Origin of the sequence: Pontibacter sp. HSC-36F09 (assembly GCF_024171605.1) — a bacterium.
GTDB lineage: Bacteria > Bacteroidota > Bacteroidia > Cytophagales > Hymenobacteraceae > Pontibacter.
Map to the genome: position 1 here is coordinate 1,229,783 of NZ_JALKAA010000001.1, position 18,445 is coordinate 1,248,227.

Annotated in this window: 13 protein-coding genes; 7 read left to right on the forward strand and 6 right to left on the reverse strand. The window is 51.6% G+C overall.

The annotated features are described in order from the left end of the window. Positions 1-92 precede the first annotated feature (92 nt). Positions 93-1,331, forward strand: a complete 1,239-nt coding sequence (locus tag L1278_RS05620) for an OmpP1/FadL family transporter (protein ID WP_253401743.1) — start codon at positions 93-95, stop codon at positions 1,329-1,331. Between the two features lie 18 nt (positions 1,332-1,349). Then, a complete protein-coding gene (locus tag L1278_RS05625; protein WP_253401745.1) occupies positions 1,350-2,690 on the forward strand; it encodes an SGNH/GDSL hydrolase family protein in 1,341 nt (446 codons plus the stop codon). Positions 2,691-2,794: 104 nt separating this feature from the next. Here the strand turns inward: L1278_RS05625 and polA are convergent, their stop codons facing one another. Next, entirely contained in the window at positions 2,795-5,644 is a 2,850-nt protein-coding gene (gene polA, locus L1278_RS05630) for a DNA polymerase I (RefSeq protein WP_253401747.1), read from the reverse strand. Between the two features lie 231 nt (positions 5,645-5,875). Here polA and L1278_RS05635 point away from each other — a divergent pair, with 231 nt between their 5' ends. From L1278_RS05635 to L1278_RS05645, 3 genes are all read left to right on the forward strand, one after another. After that, on the forward strand, positions 5,876-6,499 hold the full coding sequence (locus tag L1278_RS05635) for a hypothetical protein (RefSeq protein WP_253401750.1): 624 nt from the start codon (positions 5,876-5,878) through the stop codon (positions 6,497-6,499). Positions 6,500-6,703: 204 nt separating this feature from the next. Continuing rightward, positions 6,704-7,279 (forward strand): hypothetical protein, encoded by a 576-nt coding sequence (locus L1278_RS05640; protein WP_253401752.1) that lies wholly within the window; start codon positions 6,704-6,706, stop codon positions 7,277-7,279. A gap of 205 nt (positions 7,280-7,484) precedes the next feature. After that, positions 7,485-8,864 (forward strand): sigma-54 dependent transcriptional regulator, encoded by a 1,380-nt coding sequence (locus L1278_RS05645; protein ID WP_253401754.1) that lies wholly within the window; start codon positions 7,485-7,487, stop codon positions 8,862-8,864. Here the strand turns inward: L1278_RS05645 and L1278_RS05650 are convergent. The 4 genes from L1278_RS05650 to L1278_RS05665 all read right to left on the reverse strand — a co-directional run bounded on the left by L1278_RS05650 (position 8,861) and on the right by L1278_RS05665 (position 13,624). After that, on the reverse strand, positions 8,861-11,563 hold the full coding sequence (locus L1278_RS05650) for an ATP-binding protein (protein WP_253401756.1): 2,703 nt from the start codon (positions 11,561-11,563) through the stop codon (positions 8,861-8,863). The two genes, L1278_RS05645 and L1278_RS05650, sit on opposite strands and share 4 nt — an antisense overlap. A 166-nt stretch (positions 11,564-11,729) precedes the next feature. Continuing rightward, positions 11,730-12,512, reverse strand: a complete 783-nt coding sequence (locus tag L1278_RS05655) for a YgcG family protein (RefSeq protein WP_253401758.1) — start codon at positions 12,510-12,512, stop codon at positions 11,730-11,732. A 6-nt stretch (positions 12,513-12,518) separates the two neighbouring features. After that, positions 12,519-12,956 carry a TPM domain-containing protein gene (locus L1278_RS05660; protein WP_253401761.1) on the reverse strand — a complete coding sequence of 146 codons (438 nt, stop codon included), beginning with the start codon at positions 12,954-12,956 and terminating at the stop codon, positions 12,519-12,521. 89 nt (positions 12,957-13,045) lie between these two features. Beyond that, positions 13,046-13,624 carry a LemA family protein gene (locus tag L1278_RS05665; protein ID WP_076668096.1) on the reverse strand — a complete coding sequence of 193 codons (579 nt, stop codon included), beginning with the start codon at positions 13,622-13,624 and terminating at the stop codon, positions 13,046-13,048. A gap of 682 nt (positions 13,625-14,306) precedes the next feature. On the opposite strand from L1278_RS05665, the gene L1278_RS05670 reads away from it, so the two are divergent. Further along, the gene (locus L1278_RS05670; RefSeq protein WP_253401763.1) at positions 14,307-15,308 is read left to right on the forward strand and encodes a sugar phosphate nucleotidyltransferase; all 1,002 of its coding nucleotides are present in this window, start codon (positions 14,307-14,309) and stop codon (positions 15,306-15,308) included. Positions 15,309-15,335: 27 nt separating this feature from the next. Here the strand turns inward: L1278_RS05670 and L1278_RS05675 are convergent, their stop codons facing one another. Continuing rightward, on the reverse strand, positions 15,336-15,992 hold the full coding sequence (locus L1278_RS05675) for a 2OG-Fe(II) oxygenase (RefSeq protein ID WP_253401765.1): 657 nt from the start codon (positions 15,990-15,992) through the stop codon (positions 15,336-15,338). Positions 15,993-16,211: 219 nt separating this feature from the next. Between L1278_RS05675 and L1278_RS05680 the strand changes: the two genes are divergently transcribed. Then, positions 16,212-18,422, forward strand: a complete 2,211-nt coding sequence (locus tag L1278_RS05680; RefSeq protein ID WP_253401767.1) for a prolyl oligopeptidase family protein — start codon at positions 16,212-16,214, stop codon at positions 18,420-18,422. Positions 18,423-18,445 lie beyond the last annotated feature (23 nt).

Consider the following 18,445-nt stretch of genomic DNA (forward strand, 5'->3'; position numbering starts at 1 on the left):
TGAAAAAAGGAGCGGCAAGCGCTTTTTAAGTATGAATGTTTTATATATTTGTTTAACCTTATTAACACCCTACATTTAAACAGTCGCATTTTATGAAAAGCAAAATCTTAGCCTTATTAGGTAGCGCCCTGATTTCGGGTACAGCCATGGCCGGAGGATACCAGGTAAACCTGGCTGGCCAGCGCCAGATCGGTATGGGCCATACGGGCACGGGTCTGGTAACAGGCACGTCCAGCATTTTCTTTAACCCGGGTGCCATGAGTCATTTAGGCTACAGTGGCGTGACGATAGGCGGTAGTGCGCTTGTCTCCAAAATTGCCCATTCTGCTCCTGAGTCCGGAGGCGTTACGGCTCGTACGGATAACCCACTGGGTACTCCATTTCAGGTATATGGGGTGTACAACATAAACGAGAAATTCTCTGCCGGCCTGGGTGTGTATACCCCGTTTGGCAGCACCGTGGACTGGGGCAACGAGTGGAGCGGCCGCTATGGGCTGAACCAGTTGAAACTGCAGGCCATTTATGTGCAGCCTACCGTTAGCTACGCCATTACTGACAAGCTGGGTATAGGTATAGGCCTTTCGTACGTAATCGGAAGCGTAAACCTGCAGCGTTCGGTGCCAGTGCAGAGCCAGGACGGCACAGAAGGTGGTATAGAACTGGATGGTGGCGCTGAGTCGGCATTCGGCTTTAACGCAGGCATCTTCTTCCAGCCAACAGAGAAATTCTCGATTGGTGTGAACTACCGCTCCAGAGTAGACCTGAAAGTAGAAGGTGGCGACGTGATGTTCAGCAATATACCTGCAGCTGCCCGCGGCAACTTCCCGGAAGGCACTACTTTCAACGCCGAACTGCCAATGCCATCCACCCTTTCGGTAGGTATAGGTTTTAAGCCAAACGAGCGCCTGACGCTGGCTGCTGACGTGAGTCATGTAGGTTGGGATGCATACGAGAAACTGCGCTTTGACTTTAGCCAGAATGTGGCCGGTAGCCCTTTCTCAGAGGCCAGCCGTAACTACGAGAATGCCTTCATCTACCGCATCGGTGGTGAGTACATGGCAACAGACGCCCTCGCCCTCCGTGCCGGCGCCTACCTCGACAAAACCCCTGTACAGGACGGCTACCTGACGCCAGAGACGCCGGATTCAGACTCACGCGGTCTTTCTGCAGGTATAGGTTACTCCGTTTCTGAGAACTTCAGCATCGACGCCTCTTTCCTGTACATCAACAAAAAAGAAAGAACAGATGCCGCTGATCTGTCTAACGGTGTTGCGGGTACTTATAAATCTGTCGCCTATATCCCTGGTATCGGTCTGAACTACAAATTCTAATTTTCTTTAGCAAAGTATATGAAAAAGTTTTTCTATAAATCGAGTTTACTGGCCCTGATGGCTGGTATGTTCCTGACAAGTTGCGATCCGGAGATTGATGTGGCAAGCCCAAGTGCGGGTACGCTAGATTTTACAAAATATGTTGCAGTTGGCAACTCCCTGACTGCAGGCTACCAAGATGGAGGTTTATACCGTGAGGGGCAGCTTGCATCGTTCCCAGCTTTGATAGCTCAGCAGCTTGAAATAGTAGGAGGAGGCAGCTTTGTACAGCCCCTTTTTACAGAAGCGCAAGCTAACGGAAGCGGTTACCTAAAACTAACAGGGTTTAATCCTCCTGCAACGCCAGGAGCATCTCCTTCTCCAATCCTAACACCTGTTACTACAAACCTAGCTGTTCGTACAGATGTAGCTCCTTTACCGGGTGGCCCTCGACTTACTAAATTTACTGACCCTGTTAATAACTATGCAGTTCCAGGAATGTCAGTACTGTCCAGTGCAACTCCTATTTATGGCGGTGTAAACCCATACTTCGACCGTTTATTAGCAGATGCAGAAGTAGGCTCAAAGAGCTACGTAGCTAAGGTTGCTGAATCTCAACCGACCTTCTTTACACTCTGGCTCGGAAACAACGATGTGTTGACTTATGCTACAAATGGTGCTGTTGTTAATCCTGCTAACCCATTTGGCGATAAAACACCTGTAGCCACTTTCAGAATGATTTACACCCAGTTACTTGGTGCTTTAGCCAAAGGCGGGGAAACTGAAGGTGTTGTGGCAAACATTCCAGATGTAGCAGCTACTCCTTTTTTCACTACCGTAACGCTTGATGCGATCAGAAAGTCAGCAGGAATGAGTGACCTTAAGGTTTACATTCGTGTTGCTGAAGGACCTACAGGCGTTCGTGAGCTAGGCGAAGGCGATTTAATCTTATTAACTACTCAGGCAGCTATAGGACGTGCAGATCAGGTTGCTCCAGGGGTAACGATCCCGCATGGTTTCCACCCACTTAACCCTTTGACTGATAGTGAAGTACTTGATAAAGACGAAGTAGCTGAGGTTAGAGCCCATACCCAGGAATTGAATAAAGTAATTGCTGAAGTTGCTGCGGCTAATAAGATTCCTGTATTTGATGTTAACAAGTTCTTTACAGATAGATTTGCCAGACCTTTCGTACAGAACGGTGTGCCTTATAGTTCTGCTTTTATTACTGGTAATGTATTCTCTCTAGATGGTATACACTTGACTCCTCGTGGTAATGCCATTGTAGCAAATGAGTTTATTCGTGTAATAAACACCAACTATAATACTAACATCCCATTAGTTGACGAGACGCAGTACAGAGCCGTGTTGCTTCCATAAGCTAACTTCATAAAGAAACAAAAAGGCGCCCTCCGCATTGGAAGGCGCCTTTTCTGTTTTGTCAGGTATAGCAGGTATAAGCAGCAGGTATAGCCAGCTATACCTTAGTGCGCTTCGAGCCAGTTCTTGCCTACGCCTAAGCCTACTTCCATCGGCACGCTGAGCGGCAGGGCGTTGGTCATCAGCTCCACAATCTTTGGCGTCACGATATCCACCTCTTCTTTCGGTGCGTCGAAGAGGAGTTCGTCATGCACCTGCAGGATCATGCGGGTCTTCAGGTTTTCGTGGCGCAGGTACTCGTGTATGTTGATCATCGCGATCTTGATGATGTCGGCCGCAGTGCCCTGGATCGGGGCGTTGACAGCGTTGCGCTCGGCAAAGCCGCGCACGGTGGCGTTGCGAGAATTGATGTCGCGGAGGTAGCGGCGGCGACCCAGCAGGGTTTCCACATACTCTTGCTCACGCGCTTTCTCAATGGCGCTGTCCATGTACTCCTTCACAGCCGGGAACTCCTGGAAGTAGGCCTCAATGATATCGGCGGCTTCGCGGCGTGGTATACCTAACCGCTCGGAAAGACCGAAAGCGGAAATACCGTAGATGATGCCGAAGTTGATCGTCTTGGCTTTGCGGCGCATCTCGCTGTCTACCTGGTCGAGCGGCACGTAGAACACCTTGCTGGCTGTAGAAGCGTGGATGTCGAGTCCGTTTCGGAAAGCCTCTTTCATGGTCGGGTCTCCGCTGAAGTCGGCCATGATGCGGAGTTCGATCTGGGAGTAGTCCGCCGAAATGATCAGGTGCTTGCTGTCGCGCGGCACAAAGGCTTTGCGGATCTCGCGCCCCCGCTCCGTCCGGATCGGAATGTTCTGGAGGTTCGGGTTGGTAGAGCTCAGGCGACCGGTAGCGGTCACGGCCTGGTTGAAGGAGGTATGCACGCGGTTGTCGAGCGCGCAAACCAGTTGCGGCAGCGCATCCACATACGTTGACTTAAGTTTGGAAAGCTCCCGGTGATCCAGAATCAGGCGCACAATCTCGTGCTCGCCTGCCAGTTTCGACAAGATTTCCTCGCCGGTAGCGTATTGCCCTGTCTTCGTTTTCTTGATCTTGGCTTTGCCGTGCAGCCCCATTCTGTCGAACAGCACTTCGCCGAGCTGCTTTGGTGAGCCAATGTTGAATTCTGTATCTGCCAGCTCAAAAATACGTGTCTCTATACCTTTGATCTCCTGCTCGAGCAGCAGCGAAATGTCGGCCAGCGCGTTGGCGTCGATCGATATACCTTCTTTCTCTATACCTGCCAGCACCTGCACCAGTGGATTCTCCACCTCATTGAACAGCTTCATAAGGCCTTGTTCCCGCACAAGTGGCTCAAAGTAGTGTTTCAGGCGTAGCGTAATGTCGGCATCCTCGCAGGCATAGTCCTTCACCTCTTCAGGCTTTAGGTCAGCCATCGTGATCTGGTTCTTGCCTTTGGGCCCAATCAGGTCGGTGATAGGTATAGGGCTGTAGTTGAGGTAAGTCTCGGCCAGCACATCCATGTTGTGGCGCATTTCGGGCTCCAGCAGGTAGTGGGCCAGCATGGTGTCGAACAAAGGGCCACTCACTTCGATGCCATAGTTTTTCAGCACCAGGATATCGTACTTGATATTTTGGCCGATCTTGGCAATGCTAGGGTTCTCGAGCACATTCTTAAACTCGGCAGTGATGCGCATGGCCTCATCTTCATTATCGGGTGGCACAGGCACATAGTAGGCCTCGCCCGGCAGGTAGCTGAACGACATACCCACTAGCTTGGCAGTGATCGGGTCGATGCTGCTGGTCTCGGTGTCAAAGGAGATTTCCTGCTGCTTTTGCAAGTAGCGGATCAGGCTCTGGCGCAACGCAGGCGTATCAATCAGGTGATAGTCCTGCACCGTATTGTTGAAACGCGCAAAGGGCACGTGCTCCGCGGCTATACCCGCTTCTTCAGAAGCCACAGCAGTAGCGGTAGAAGCTGCTGTATCGAATAGGGAAGTCTGTTGCTGGTTGGCAGGCTGGGCGCGTCTGGCAGCGGTTTTCGGTACCGGTGCATCCGCCATCGCAATGCCCAGTACGCGCGTCATCAACTGACGGAACTCCAGCTCGGCAAACAGCTCGGCCAGTTGCTCCTCGTTCGGGCCGTCGTAGTGCAGAGCCTCGGCGCTAAATGGAACCGGCACGTCGCAATGTATGGTGGCCAGCTCTTTCGACATCATGCCCTGGTCGGCGAAGTTTACCACGTTTTCTTTCTGCTTACCCTTCAGTTGGTCAGCATTCGCGATCAGGTTTTCCACTGAGCCGAAGCGCTGTATTAAAGCCTTAGCGGTTTTCTCGCCGATACCCGGTATACCTGGTATGTTGTCCACGGCATCGCCCTGAAGTCCCAGAATATCAATCACCTGCTCCACTCGCTCGATTTCAAACTTCTCCAGCACACGCGCCACGTCCCACACCTCCACGGCATTGCCCAAGAAAGCAGGTTTGTAAAGGAAGACGTGCTCGGTTACCAACTGGCAATAGTCTTTATCGGGCGTCATCATGTACACATCGAAGTTGTCCTTCTCAGCGCGACAGGCCAGTGTGCCGATAATGTCATCGGCTTCGTAGCCGTCCATGATGAGCACCGGTATGTTAAATGCTTCTACTATCTTTTTACAGTAAGGTATAGCCAGCGAAATATCTTCGGGCATGGCCTGTCGGTTGGCCTTGTAGGCAGCGAAATTGTCGTGGCGAAACGTCTTGGCCGCTGAGTCGAAGGCGACACCGATGTGGGTAGGTCTTTCCTTCTGGAGCACCTCTACCAGGGTATTGGTAAACCCAAGTGCCGCCCCGGTGTTCATGCCTTTGGAGTTGATACGTGGGTTTTTGCTGAAGGCAAAGTGCGCCCGGTAGATCAGGGCCATCGCATCAAGCAGGAATAATTTTTTACGTGGTTCGCTCATAGTATAAAGGTATAGGCTGCCGGCTTCCTTTGCAAATCTCGGGATTGCGCAGCCGGGAAGTTTGTGCATTTCCGGCTTTATACGCCGGATAACTATACCCTGCCGGGGAAATTTTTTACGTAAAAAATAAAATATAGTGATTCCATAATAAATGGAATAGTCTTTGTATCTTCCTAAACCAAGACTGAAAATAAACAAAACTTAAATTACAAGAGCAGGATGATGCACCTCATGACATGGAAAAGAGCGGTACTTAGCGTATTTTTTGTACTGACCGCTACACTTGGTTACAGCCAGGATCTGATCGTTAAGAAGAGCGGTGAAGAGTTAATCGGGAAGATTGTGAAAGTGGGGGAAGACACCATCCATTACCGCATGCTAAGCGAAGAGAAAGGCCCTATGCGTTTTGTGCTCCGGGGCGATGTGGCTTCTATGCAGTTTGCAACCCAGCCCTCGCAGCAACAGCTCAGCCAATTGCCGCAAAGCAACGACGAGTATGCCTCGGCTTCCGCTATACCTGCAGGCGCATCGGCCTCGCGTACCTATACCCAGGAAGAACTCATGTACCAGGGCCGACACGATGCCCTGCTGTACTACAAAGGGCAGGGACCGCTTTGGGGTACTGCCGGTGCCACCTTCCTGCTTCCGCCGGTTGGTTTGGTGACAGGCATCATAACGGCCGCAGTACCACCAAATGTTGACAATATGTTTCACCCGAACTACCAACTGATGAAGGAGCCGGTTTACCGGGAGTCATTCAAAAAGCAGGCCCAGCGCAAGGTAGGCAAGGCGGCTGCAGGCTTCGGGATAGGCTTCGGCTCCCTAATAGCACTGGCGCTCATGCTGGGCGCATAAACACAGTATATACCTGATTACCCAGTTTGTACTCCCCAAACTGTGGAATTTTCGCCACACTACGCAGCGGATTCCACAGTTTGGGGAGTTTTGATTTTTGATGCAATACACTGTCTATCAGTAATTTAATTTCAATATATAGTTTTGGCATAGTTTTGACTATAGGCCAAATGAAAAATTAAATTTGAGCGACAGAATAAAACTATGAAAAAAATATCCTACCTGGCAGCCGCCATCGCATTCTTTGGCTTTGCCTCACTTGACGCCAGCGCGCAGACTGACAAGAACAAGAAGAAGTCGAAGAAGAAGCAGAAAGTAGAGCAAACTACCGAAGTAGAAACTGAAACGAATGCTGAAACTGAAAATCAGGTAAACTATGAACAGCAGGCGCAGACTGAGACACAGGTAACAACTGCAACGCAGACGCAAACCACCACTCAGACTGCAGCGCAGGATGACAAAGAGAAGCGCGAAGCTATTACCAAGGAAGAGCTTCCGGAACCAGTACAGCAGGCACTGACTGCCGAAGCATTCAGCAGCTGGCAGATTGTAGAGGTGTTCCGCGTAACACCTAACGCAAATGCCGCCGGCGCCAATGCCCAGGGTATGGAAAACCGTGCCGAGCAGGCCAACCAAAATGCGCAGAATGTTAACGCACAGGCTAATGCGCAAGGCCAAGGTGCCAAAACAATGTATGAGATCTTCTTCACCAACGAGCAGCAGCAGAGCGCCAAGGTTCGCATTGATGAAAAAGGCAACATTATCCAAGACCAAAAATAAGCCACATAGATTGAATACTAGCGACCCTAGTATCATGGAACGAGCCTCCGCCTAGCGGAGGCTTTTCTGTTTTACGCCCTACCGCCGCATTTATACCCAACCTTAAGCGCCGCTTTTCGGTAAACAGTCGGAATGCCCGGCCGAGCACGTTATTTTAGGGCAACATTTTCCCCCTGCCCCGCGGTTGTGTATATTGCTTATGATTATGCCCAAGATACTCTTAATCGACGACGATCCTACCTTTTGCCTGATGCTGAGCACGTTCCTGAAACGTCAGCAGTATGAGGTAAAAACTGCCTATACCGCCGGCGAAGGCCTCAGCCAAATCAAAGCCGAAACCTTCGACCTGATCCTGACCGATTTCAGGCTACCCGACAAAAACGGGCTGGAACTGCTTGAGCAAATCCGCGTGCTCGATACTCAAGTACCTGTCATCCTGATGACGCACTATGCCGACATCCGCACAGCTGTGAGAGCCATCAAAATGGGTGCCTTTGAGTACCTGGCCAAGCCCATCAATCCGGACGAAACCTTATTGACCATCCGAAAGGCCCTGACCCTTGGGCGTGAGGGCCACGTCGCGACGAAGCCGGCTATACCTGCGCAGGGCGGCTTTACTTTCGTGAAGGGAGCCAGCCCACAGTCGAACCAGTTGGAGGAGTACATCGCCCTGATAGCGCCCACCAATATGTCGGTGATCATAGAAGGTGAGAGCGGTACTGGTAAAGAATATGTTGCCCGCAAGATACACCAGCGCAGCAAGCGCCACGACAAACCCTTTGTAGCTATAGACTGTGGTGCTTTGTCCAAAGAGCTGGCCGGAAGCGAGCTATTCGGTCACGTGAAGGGATCGTTTACGGGTGCCATGGGCGACAAAGAAGGGCAGTTTGAGGCAGCCAATGGCGGCACACTGTTCCTGGACGAGATCGGTAACCTCTCATATGAAATACAGGTAAAGTTGCTGCGGGCCATACAGGAGCGCAAAGTGCGCAAGATCGGCAGCAACACCGACCTCGATGTGGATGTGCGTATCATTGTGGCTACCAACGAGGACCTGGTGCAGGCCGTGAGCAAGGGTGAGTTCCGGGAAGATCTGTACCACCGCCTCAACGAGTTCAAGATCAATATTTCCCCGCTCCGCGACCGCAAGGCGGATATCCTGCAGTTTGCCAATCACTTTCTGCAAGTGGCCAACCACGAGCTGGAACGCAGTGTGTCAGGCTTTGATGCCGCTGTGATGGTGGCGCTGGAAAGGTATAGCTGGCCGGGAAATTTGCGGGAGTTGAAGAACGTGGTGAAGCGTGCTGTGCTGCTAGCCAAAGGTTCCGAAATAACATTAGACGATTTGCCACCCGAAATCGCCTATCACATACCTGAGCCGACCACTATTGTGGCGCAACCGGATGCCACGCAGGTAGCCCTGCCTGTGACAGATCTGCGCACCGCTACAGAGCGCAGCGAAAAAGAGCTGATCATCGAAATGCTGGAGCGCGTGAAGTATAATAAATCCAAAGCAGCCCGTTTGCTCAACATCGACCGCAAAACGCTCTACAACAAAATGCGACAGTATAACATCGAAGCTTAAGCGGCGGCTTCTTCAGTTTTTTTACGTTTGCTGAGCTCGGTTTCGAGTGCTGTAAGTACCAGGGTTGCCTCGTGCTGCAGTTCTTTGGCTATAGCAGGCAGATTGTCGGTTGGTAAGTCCGGTTGGTGCAGCACCTGCTCGAGCGCATCAATGGATGGCAGCACGGCATAAGCCTGCAGATGGCGGAAAGCAGTTCTCATCTTATGCGCTAGCTCGCCCACCTGATTCCAGTCCAACGCTGCTGCTGCAACGGCCAACTGCGCCAGAGAGCGGCGATTATCCGTTACCAGCACCTCTACAATTTCCCAAAGCGCCTCCTGGTCATCCCCCACAAAAGCACGAAGCTCATCCAAGGTATAGCTAGCAGGTATAGACTCGTTCGTTTGCTGGGCTTTGGCTTCCGTTTCTGGTATAACTTGAGATTCGGCTATACCTTGAGTGCCTGCTATACCTGCCGTTTCTGCATTCTCTTCTTTTTCAATTGGAGCTGCGGGTTCAGGTGCCATTTCAGGTATAGTCTGAGTAGACAGTGCTTTGCTGAGTTTCAGGTATAGGTCCTGTTCGGTGAAAGGCTTAAGCAAGTGGTCTGATATACCTGTTTTGGCGAAGAAGCGCTTGTTACTGCTCATGATGTTGGCCGTGAGCGCCATGATAGGTATAGTAGGGTTCTCTTTCCGGATCGCTCTGGCAACCGCTTTTCCGCTCATACCTGGCAGCTGTATGTCGGTGAGCACAATGTCAAACTGCTTTTCTTTGATCAGTTGCAGTGCCTCCTGTCCGTCATTAGCCAGCGTGACCTGCATGCCTTTGCGGCCCAGAATCAATTGGCACAGAGTACGGCTGTAGGCGTCATCATCAATTACCAGCACGGCTTTGCCTGCCAGCACATTGGTGGCCGAAAGTTGCGGATGAGGTATAGCCTCGGTTTCGGGTGCCGCTACCCGCTGCATTGGTAGCACAATGCTGAAGGTGGTGCCTTCGTTTGGTACGCTGCGCAACGTAAGCGAGCCTTCCTGCATCTCCACCAGTTTCTTGCTGATCGACAGTCCCAGTCCCGTGCCCCCATACTTCCGGATGATAGAATCATCAGCCTGATTAAACTCACCGAACACATGGGCGGTCTGTTCCATGGGTATACCTATACCTGTATCGGACACCTCGATCAACACCACGGCACGATTACGGCGCTGCGATTTTAGCCTGCACGATACACGCACTTCGCCGTCGTGAGTGAATTTGATGGCATTGTCTACCAAGTTGAAAAGCACCTGGCGGAGCCGCAGCGAATCACCTGACAGGTAACCGTTCAGTTGTTCATCCATCGTGCAGCTGAAGCCAATACTTTTGGTGCTGGCCTTGAGCCGGAACGTGCGTTCCACTTCTGCCAGGAGTTGCTTCATCTCGAAAGGCGCCATGTGCAGGTATAGCTTGCCGGCTTCAAGTTTTGAGAGGTCCAGCACGTCGTTCACAATATGCAACAGGTGTTGCCCTGCCCCATGTATGGCCTGCAAATGCTCCTGTTGCTGCTCCTGCAGTTGGGTATGGCCCAGCTGTTCCGAAAAACCCAGCACCACGTTGAGCGGCGTACGAATCTCGTGACTGATATTTGCCACAAAAGCCTCCTTGGCGCGCGCCAGCTGAATGGCCTCTTTTCGGGAGCGCTTTAGTTCGGCTTTATACCTGCTGCTACGGCTAAGGTCACGCAGGATGATCAGGATGAAGGCGATGCCGCTGGCAAGTCCGAACACGCCGACCAGCAAAAGCACAAGCGACGTTTCTTTGGCTACTTCCTGTGCCTGCGCCGCATTCTGGCTGGCCTGTTGTAATTCGTAGCGTTCCAAGTCGTAGACCATGCGGCGCACCTGGTCCATGATCTGTTTATCCTGTTGCAGGAGCGCCAGTTCTTTGGCCACCATGGCTTCCTGCTGCTTTTGCAGTTCACGCTCCACATCCTTGAGCACAATGCGCACCTTGGCAATAGAGGCCATGTTGGTTGGTGCAGCTTTGCTGGTGTCTGCGCTGTACTCCTGCTTTACATTTAGTTGCGGCACCACAATGGGCTGCGGCGGCTCCTCCTGCTGTTTTGACTCGTTTCGCTTGCCAAAGAGTTTGTTCAGCAGGCCTTTCCTGTTCTCGTTTTGTGGCGGTTTTGTCGTGACTGTGTCTGTATTGTAAGCCAACCTGTCGGATATGGTTGTTTTGGTGCGCTGGTTAATGGTGGTGGTAGCAGGTTGTCTGGTAGCCGCCGACGCGATCTGCTTCAGGGCTTTGTCGGTATAGGCGTTGCTGCCGCGCTGCTCCTTTTTCTTGTTCACGTGTTCCTCCAGGCTCTTTCGCTGTGCCAGCAGCAGGGTAGACACCGAGTCGATCTGAGCCAGTTCAGCGGGATTATCCTGCATGAGGGTACAGAGCGAATCGAGTTGGCTGTTGATGTTGCCCAGGTTGTCGAGGTACTCCCGGAAGTGCTTGTCCTCGGTTGTGAGGGTATAGGCGCGGATGGCGCTTTCTGCCGTGGCGATGTCAGCGAGGGTATGCTGCAGCTTGGCCAGCTTGGCATTTGGTTCCGCCAGCACGTTAACGGAGCTAAGTAACAGCGTGAAGCTGTTGTAAGTAAGGTATATGGCAAAAACCACCACCGAAAGCGCCAGCGTGAAGCCGATGACGACCTTCGATTTAATGTTTTCGTTGTTTATTTTCATACGCGCAGATTCCCCTCCATTTGCAAAGATACGGATTTTCAGGGAGCTATACTTTCTGTAACGACAAGTAAGCCAGAATCATATGCAGAAGGCAACACCGTTTGCAAGAGTTTGCAATGGGCTGCGTTGTGGGAGTATTTAGGAGCAAGTCAGCAGGTATAGCGGCTTACCAGCTACTGCTGGCACCGCCACCGCCAAAAGAGCCGCCGCCAAATCCGCCGAAGCCACCGCCTCCGCCACCAAAGCCGCCGCCACCTCCGAACATGCCTCCTCCGGTACGGAAGGTGCCAAAGGAACCCGGCCCTAGAATTGGTCCACCCAGCGTGCGCACGCCACGTCCTCCTCTGCCTCCGCCACCTTTAAAGCGCGACATAATGAATACCAGCACAATGATGATAATGATGATGGCCATCAGCGAAGGCCCTTCGCCTTCTCCCTGGCTGGCCTGTGGGTCGGCCTGGTACTCGCCACTCGCCAGGCTAATGATCAGGTTGGTCGCTTCATTCAATCCTTTGTAAAACTCGCCTTGCTGGAAGTTGGGTTTAAGCGTGCGCTCGGTAATGCGTTTGGCAATGGCGTCCGGAATAATGTGCTCCATGCCGTAGCCCGTCTGGATGGCCACCCGGCGCGGCTCCAGCGACACCAGAATGACGATGCCGTTGTCGTTCTTGCTGCCGCCCACGCCCCACTGCTCGCCCAACTCGGCAGCATATTGGTTGGCGTCGTAGTCGCCTATGGATTTGATGGTGACAATGGCGATCTGGGTAGAGGTGGTATCGTTGTAGTTGACCAGTTTCTGTTCCAGTGATTGTATTTCCCCTTTGCTCAGGATGCCAGCCAGGTCATTTACCAGGCGCGGTGGGTTAGGCCTGGGCGGAAAATCATTGCTTTGCGCAATGGCCAGGGTGCTACACAAAACAAGGTATAGGAACAGAATAGATCGCTTCATGGTGTGTTATTTTCCGAACGAAATATCATCGCTCAGTTCGTTAAGATCGCCTTTGTCGTTGTAGGGGAAGTGCGATTTGAGTTGCTCGCCCGCCCTGATCACGCCTTTGGCAAGACCCGCTGCATATTCTTGTTTCTTGAAGTGCGAAATCACCTCAGCTGTAATGTCTTCCCAGAAATGGTCGGGCACGATGGCGTTGATGCCGGCATCTCCTAGCACAGCGAACTGATGGTCTTTGATGGCCACGTAGAACAGAACACCGTTGCGTTGCTTGGTCAGGTGCATGTGCAGTTGGGCAAATACCTCGGTTGCACGGTCGAGCACGTCGCCTTCGCAGTTGTTCTCGATGTGCACGCGTATCTCGCCGGACGTGTTGCGCTCCGCCTGCTGTATGGCCTCTATGATGACCTTTTCGTCCGCGTCGGTTATGGTATCTTTAGGCATATTGTTGATGGCTAAATGGTTGCATGGTTAAATTGTTAAATCATTAGCGAGCCAACCATTTAACAATTTAACCATTTAGCAATTAAGGTCTAAAACTGCACGGTAGGAGCACGTTCAGCACCTGGGTCGGCCTGGAAGTGGCCTTTGCGTTCGAAGCCGAAAATGCCGGCCATGAGGTTGTTGGGGAAGGACCGCACGGTTGTGTTATAATCTTGCACGGCCTCGTTGAACTTGCGCCTCTCTACCGAAATGCGGTTTTCTGTACCTTCGAGCTGCGCCTGCAGTTCCAGGAAGTTCTGATTCGCTTTCAGTTCCGGATAGCGCTCTACCGAAACAAGCAGTCGGCTCAGAGCGCCTCCCAGTTCATTTTGGGCAGCCTGAAAGCGCTGCAGGTTTTCCGGCGTGAGGTCATCCGCATTAAGTTGCACGCTGGTCGCTTTGGCGCGCGCGTTGATCACGCTTTCCAGGGTTTCACGCTCAAAATTGGCGGCGCCCTTCACAGTGTTCACCAGGTTGGGTATGAGGTCAGCGCGGCGCTGGTAGGCGTTCTGCACGTTCGCCCATGCTGTTTCCACAGTTTCGTCTTTCTGCACCATCGTGTTGTAGCCACAAGACGAAAGCGAGTTGATCATCAGGAAACCGATCAGGTAGAAGAAGATTTTTTTCATGTTTATTGAGGGGTATAGTTTGTATACGATATAAGTACAAAGTTAAGCGATATGATTACGGAAAACATAGGATGACGTTGTAAAATTGGTTTTTGGAGGTATAGCTGTGGCTCTATGTTTGGCATAACAGATGCTTCTTGTAGGTATAGCAACTTGCTTTGCTTTGTAGCTTCGCCTGTGCGGCGGGCACTTACTTTTTTCCTTGATGAAAAAAGTAAGCAAAAAAATCAAGACCCTCCAAACTCGCTGAACGCTCGAACAGTGGAGTGTCGTTTGGTGCACCTGGGTCAGCTTTCTTCTTCGTAGTTGCAGTGCAAGGATGTCTTGCTATAACTGTCAGTGGCTTGTGACAGAAACTACAACGCCTTTTACTTATAAACCGGCAGCGGCTGAGATTCCCCCTTCGAAGGGGGCAGGGGGATGTTAATCGTGCACAAAAACCGTAGCTACAAAGCTATAACTGAATTCGTCGTAGTATTAAGTCCGCCGCCTTATAAAGAGGGGCAGGTATGACAAGCGTTCTTGCGGCCTCAGTAAATTCTCTAGTACTGTAACTCCGTGTAATAGCAGCCCTGTGCCTCGCTCCTGACAATTATTTCCATCTAAACTTCTTCCTCATTTCCTCCTCTTTATCCACTAAATCTTGACGAAAAATTACTATATTGCTGCAAATGTGTAGTATATGAAAGTCGTGATTCCTGTTGCTGGTGTTGGTTCTAAACTCCGTCCGCACACACATACCCAGCCCAAATCGCTGGTGCCGGTGGCGGATAACACAATACTGGGCCACATTGTGGAGCGGCTCATACAGGCAGGTATACAGGACTATGTGTTCATCATTGGCTACCTCGGTGACAAGGTGGAAAACTACGTCCGGCAGAAATACCCTGAGATCAGGGCGCAGTTTGTAGTACAGGAGCCCCGCGAAGGTCTGGGCCACGCCCTCTGGATTGCCCGCGAAACCTACCGCCACGAAGAGAGCGTGCTCATCATGCTCGGCGACAACATTGTAGAAGCCGACCTGCCCGCCATCATCGCCTCTCCTAAATCGGTACTGGGTGTGAAAAAGGTGGCAAAGCCCTCGCTGTTTGGCGTAACGGAAGTAGGGAACGACGAGTACATCGTTAAACTGGTGGAGAAGCCGAAGATCCCGAAATCGAATTTTGCGCTAGTAGGGCTCTATAAGATCATGAATCCTGAAAAGCTGGTGAGTTCACTGGAATATATCATCACCGAAGGTATACATACCCACAACGAGTACCACCTCACCGATGCGCTCATGCACATGATCCGGCAGGGCGAGAAAATGGTGACCTGGAACGTGGACAATTGGTTTGACTGCGGCCGCAAAGAAACCCTACTCGAAGCCAATGCCAAAATTCTGAGCCGCCCCCGCTTTCGGGATATGGATTACTCAAAAGAATATCCGGGCAACATCATCATTCCGCCGGTGAGCATTGGCGCCAACTGCACCATCACCCATTCCATCATCGGGCCTAATGTAGCCATTGGTGAGAACGCCACTATTTCGCGCACTTCGCTGAGCAACTCTATTATTGGAGCTTACTCCGAGCTGCAAAACGCTGTGATGCACGACTCCATTATTGGCTCCGACGCTAGTTTCAAAGGCCTCAGCCATAGCCTCAACATCGGTGACAGCACGGAAATTAATTTTGCGCAGTAACCTGGTATCCGACTTAAAGCATTGATCCTACAAAAACGTTAGCTCATTGAGTTGGTCCAGCATCCAGCCGGTGAGGCTGTAGCGATGTCGGTTGGCGGCCAGTACCTCGTGCGGGATCATGTCGGCGCGGAAACAGGCCAGGCGGCCGGCAATAGGCAATACATCCACTTCTTCTTCCGAACCGTCTTCGTTAGGCAGGTATAGGCGCAGGTTGCCCCCGTTTTCAGGCTGCCAGTCTTCGTTTAGGTAGCAAATGAACGACAGGCGGCGGTGGTCATCGGTCCTGAACTGGTCGAGGTGGCGCTGGTATACCGTGCCCGGAGGGTATACGGTAAAGTGGAATTCAAAGTCCCTGAGCCCCAGAAAACAGGTGCGGTTGATGTAGCGCAGTAGTTCGTGCATGCGATCCAGGAAAATCTGGGTGGGAGGCAATGCTTCTGATGGCTCGATCCAGCGGATAAAATCGCCGCGTACCTGTTTATTTACTGTAACGCTTTCTGCAGGGCCAATGCCGGCTTTTTTGAAAGTGCCTTCTTCATGCTGGTGCTGCAGCACCTCCAGCAAATTACGAACCTCGTCCGGCTGTAAAAAATTATCGATAATCGCATATCCCTTGTCAGACAACCTGTCCGCAATCTGCTCGAAATGCAGCAACTCTACTCCCTCTTCTTCTTCGTTTATCATATATAAAGGATCTGCTTTCTTAAAAAAAGCCAACAAATGTAGTGCACAGATGCATTGCTTGTATGTGCTGACCGGAAAGATATTTTATGAGCATACGTTGCTGATTCCAGAGAAATATCGTATGCCCATTCTGAGCCCGTAAAGGGCGATTATACCTATTGTGAAGTAAAATGTTTATCTTAGTTGCGTGTTAGACCTATGTCCAAACGATAAATCTGTATGAAAAAAACAACTGTCCTTTTACTGGCAGGCGGCCTGACCGCCGTCTCGGCCTGCAAATCCACCCAAACCGAGAATACCGCCACTGGCATGAATACCGAAACCACAACAACGGCGCCCGCAACGGCTGCTGACACACCAACAGAAATTCAACTAAATTATCCCGAAACCAAGAAAGTAGACCATACCGACGATTATTTCGGTACGAAGGTGGCCGACCCTTACCGCTGGCTCGAAACCCACAACGAAGAAGTGGACCAGTGGATAGAGGCACAGAACAAAGTAACCTTTAACTACCTCGACGGCATCGAGTTCCGCGACCAGATCAAAGATCGCCTGACCAAGATCTGGAACTACGAGCGCTATGGCGCCCCATTCGAGGAAGGCGGCAAGTACTACTTCTATAAGAACGATGGTCTGCAGAACCAGAGCGTCCTGTATGTGCAGAACTCCCTTGAGAGCGAGCCGAAAGTGTTTCTCGACCCGAACAAATTCTCCACTGACGGTACGGTAGCCTTGACCGCGCTGGCTTTCGACAAAGACGCCAAGTATGTGGCATACGGCACTTCAAGCGGCGGTTCTGACTGGAACACCTACGAAGTGATGGAAGTAGCTACCGGCAAGAAGCTCGATGACAAAGTGGAATGGGTGAAGTTCTCCGGTCCAAGTTGGTACAAAGACGGCTTCTTCTACAGCCGCTACGATGCACCGACTGAAGGCAACAAACTGGCCAATAAGAACGAGTACCACAAGGTATACTACCATAAGATCGGCACGCCGCAGAGCCAGGACAAGCTCGTGTACGAAGATAAAACCAAGCCGCTACGTAACTTCTATGGCCAGACCACAGACGATGAGCGCTTCCTGATCCTGAACGTGTCGGAAGGTGCCAGCGGTGCCAATGCCCTGTACTACCGTGACCTGAAAGATACTAAGTCTACTATCAAGCCGATCATCGATAATTTTGAGTCGGAGTACAATGTGGTGGACAACATCGGCGATAAGCTGCTGGTACGCACCAACAAGAATGCCCCACGCTATCGCTTGGTTCTCATCGACCCGAAAAAGCCGCAGGAGCAAAACTGGAAGGTAGTTGTGCCGCAGAATGAGAATGTGATGAACAACGTTTCCTTTGTGGGCGGCCGCATCATCGCTTCTTACATGAAAGATGCCGCCAGCGAAGTGGTGGTATTCGATACTAACGGCAAGCAATTGAATAAAGTAGAATTGCCATCCATTGGTACGGTAGGTGGCTTTGGTGGTGAGAAAGACGACAAAGAGACGTTCTTTACGTTCACGTCCTTCACTTATCCTCCAACCATTTACCGCTATGACGTGCCGAACAACAAAGTAACGCTGTTCCGCAAGACAGAGGTAGACATTGACACGGAAGCGTTTGAGACCAAGCAGGTGTTCTATACCTCAAAAGACGGTACCAAAGTGCCAATGTTCATCGTGCACAAGAAAGGCCTCGAACTGAACGGCAACAACCCGACGTACCTGTACGCTTATGGTGGCTTCAACATCTCGCTTACGCCAAGCTTTAGCATTGCCAATATGCTGTGGCTGGAGAACGGCGGCGTATACGCCATGCCGAACCTACGCGGTGGTGGTGAGTATGGCGAAGACTGGCACAAGGCGGGTATGACGCCGAACAAGCAGAACGTGTTCGATGACTTCATCGCGGCCGCCGAGTACCTGATCGCCAACAAGTATACCTCCAGCGAGAAACTGGCCGTGGGTGGTGGCTCGAACGGTGGTTTGCTCGTAGGTGCCTTCATGACGCAGCGTCCGGAGCTTGCCAAGGTTGCTCTTCCTGCTGTGGGTGTAATGGACATGCTCCGTTTCCACAAATTCACCATCGGTTGGGCCTGGGTACCGGAGTACGGGTCTTCTGACGACGAAGCACAATTCAAGAACCTCTATACCTTCTCGCCGCTGCACAACATCAAGGAGGGCGTGAAATACCCTGCTACCATGGTGAAAACAGCCGATCACGACGACCGCGTGGTGCCAGCGCACTCCTTCAAGTTCATTTCTGAGCTGCAGGACAAAGGCGCTCCGGGCAACCCATACCTGATCCGGGTAGATGTGCGTGCAGGCCACGGTGCCGGCAAGCCGACTTCCCTGGTGATTCAGGAGTGGGCCGATACCTGGGCGTTCATGTACAAGAACATGGGTGTGAACCCGTATGCCAAGCAGCAGCCGTAACAGGTATAGCTGATATTTGAAAC

What these genes read in the sequence shown, in the direction of transcription:
- L1278_RS05620 (WP_253401743.1), top strand. Translation starts at nt 93, where the DNA reads ATGAAAAGCAAAATCTTAGCCTTATTAGGTAGCGCCCTGATTTCGGGT.
- L1278_RS05625 (WP_253401745.1), top strand. Translation starts at nt 1,350, where the DNA reads ATGAAAAAGTTTTTCTATAAATCGAGTTTACTGGCCCTGATGGCTGGT.
- polA (WP_253401747.1), bottom strand. Translation starts at nt 5,644, where the DNA reads ATGAGCGAACCACGTAAAAAATTATTCCTGCTTGATGCGATGGCCCTG.
- L1278_RS05635 (WP_253401750.1), top strand. Translation starts at nt 5,876, where the DNA reads ATGACATGGAAAAGAGCGGTACTTAGCGTATTTTTTGTACTGACCGCT.
- L1278_RS05640 (WP_253401752.1), top strand. Translation starts at nt 6,704, where the DNA reads ATGAAAAAAATATCCTACCTGGCAGCCGCCATCGCATTCTTTGGCTTT.
- L1278_RS05645 (WP_253401754.1), top strand. Translation starts at nt 7,485, where the DNA reads ATGCCCAAGATACTCTTAATCGACGACGATCCTACCTTTTGCCTGATG.
- L1278_RS05650 (WP_253401756.1), bottom strand. Translation starts at nt 11,563, where the DNA reads ATGAAAATAAACAACGAAAACATTAAATCGAAGGTCGTCATCGGCTTC.
- L1278_RS05655 (WP_253401758.1), bottom strand. Translation starts at nt 12,512, where the DNA reads ATGAAGCGATCTATTCTGTTCCTATACCTTGTTTTGTGTAGCACCCTG.
- L1278_RS05660 (WP_253401761.1), bottom strand. Translation starts at nt 12,956, where the DNA reads ATGCCTAAAGATACCATAACCGACGCGGACGAAAAGGTCATCATAGAG.
- L1278_RS05665 (WP_076668096.1), bottom strand. Translation starts at nt 13,624, where the DNA reads ATGAAAAAAATCTTCTTCTACCTGATCGGTTTCCTGATGATCAACTCG.
- L1278_RS05670 (WP_253401763.1), top strand. Translation starts at nt 14,307, where the DNA reads ATGAAAGTCGTGATTCCTGTTGCTGGTGTTGGTTCTAAACTCCGTCCG.
- L1278_RS05675 (WP_253401765.1), bottom strand. Translation starts at nt 15,992, where the DNA reads ATGATAAACGAAGAAGAAGAGGGAGTAGAGTTGCTGCATTTCGAGCAG.
- L1278_RS05680 (WP_253401767.1), top strand. Translation starts at nt 16,212, where the DNA reads ATGAAAAAAACAACTGTCCTTTTACTGGCAGGCGGCCTGACCGCCGTC.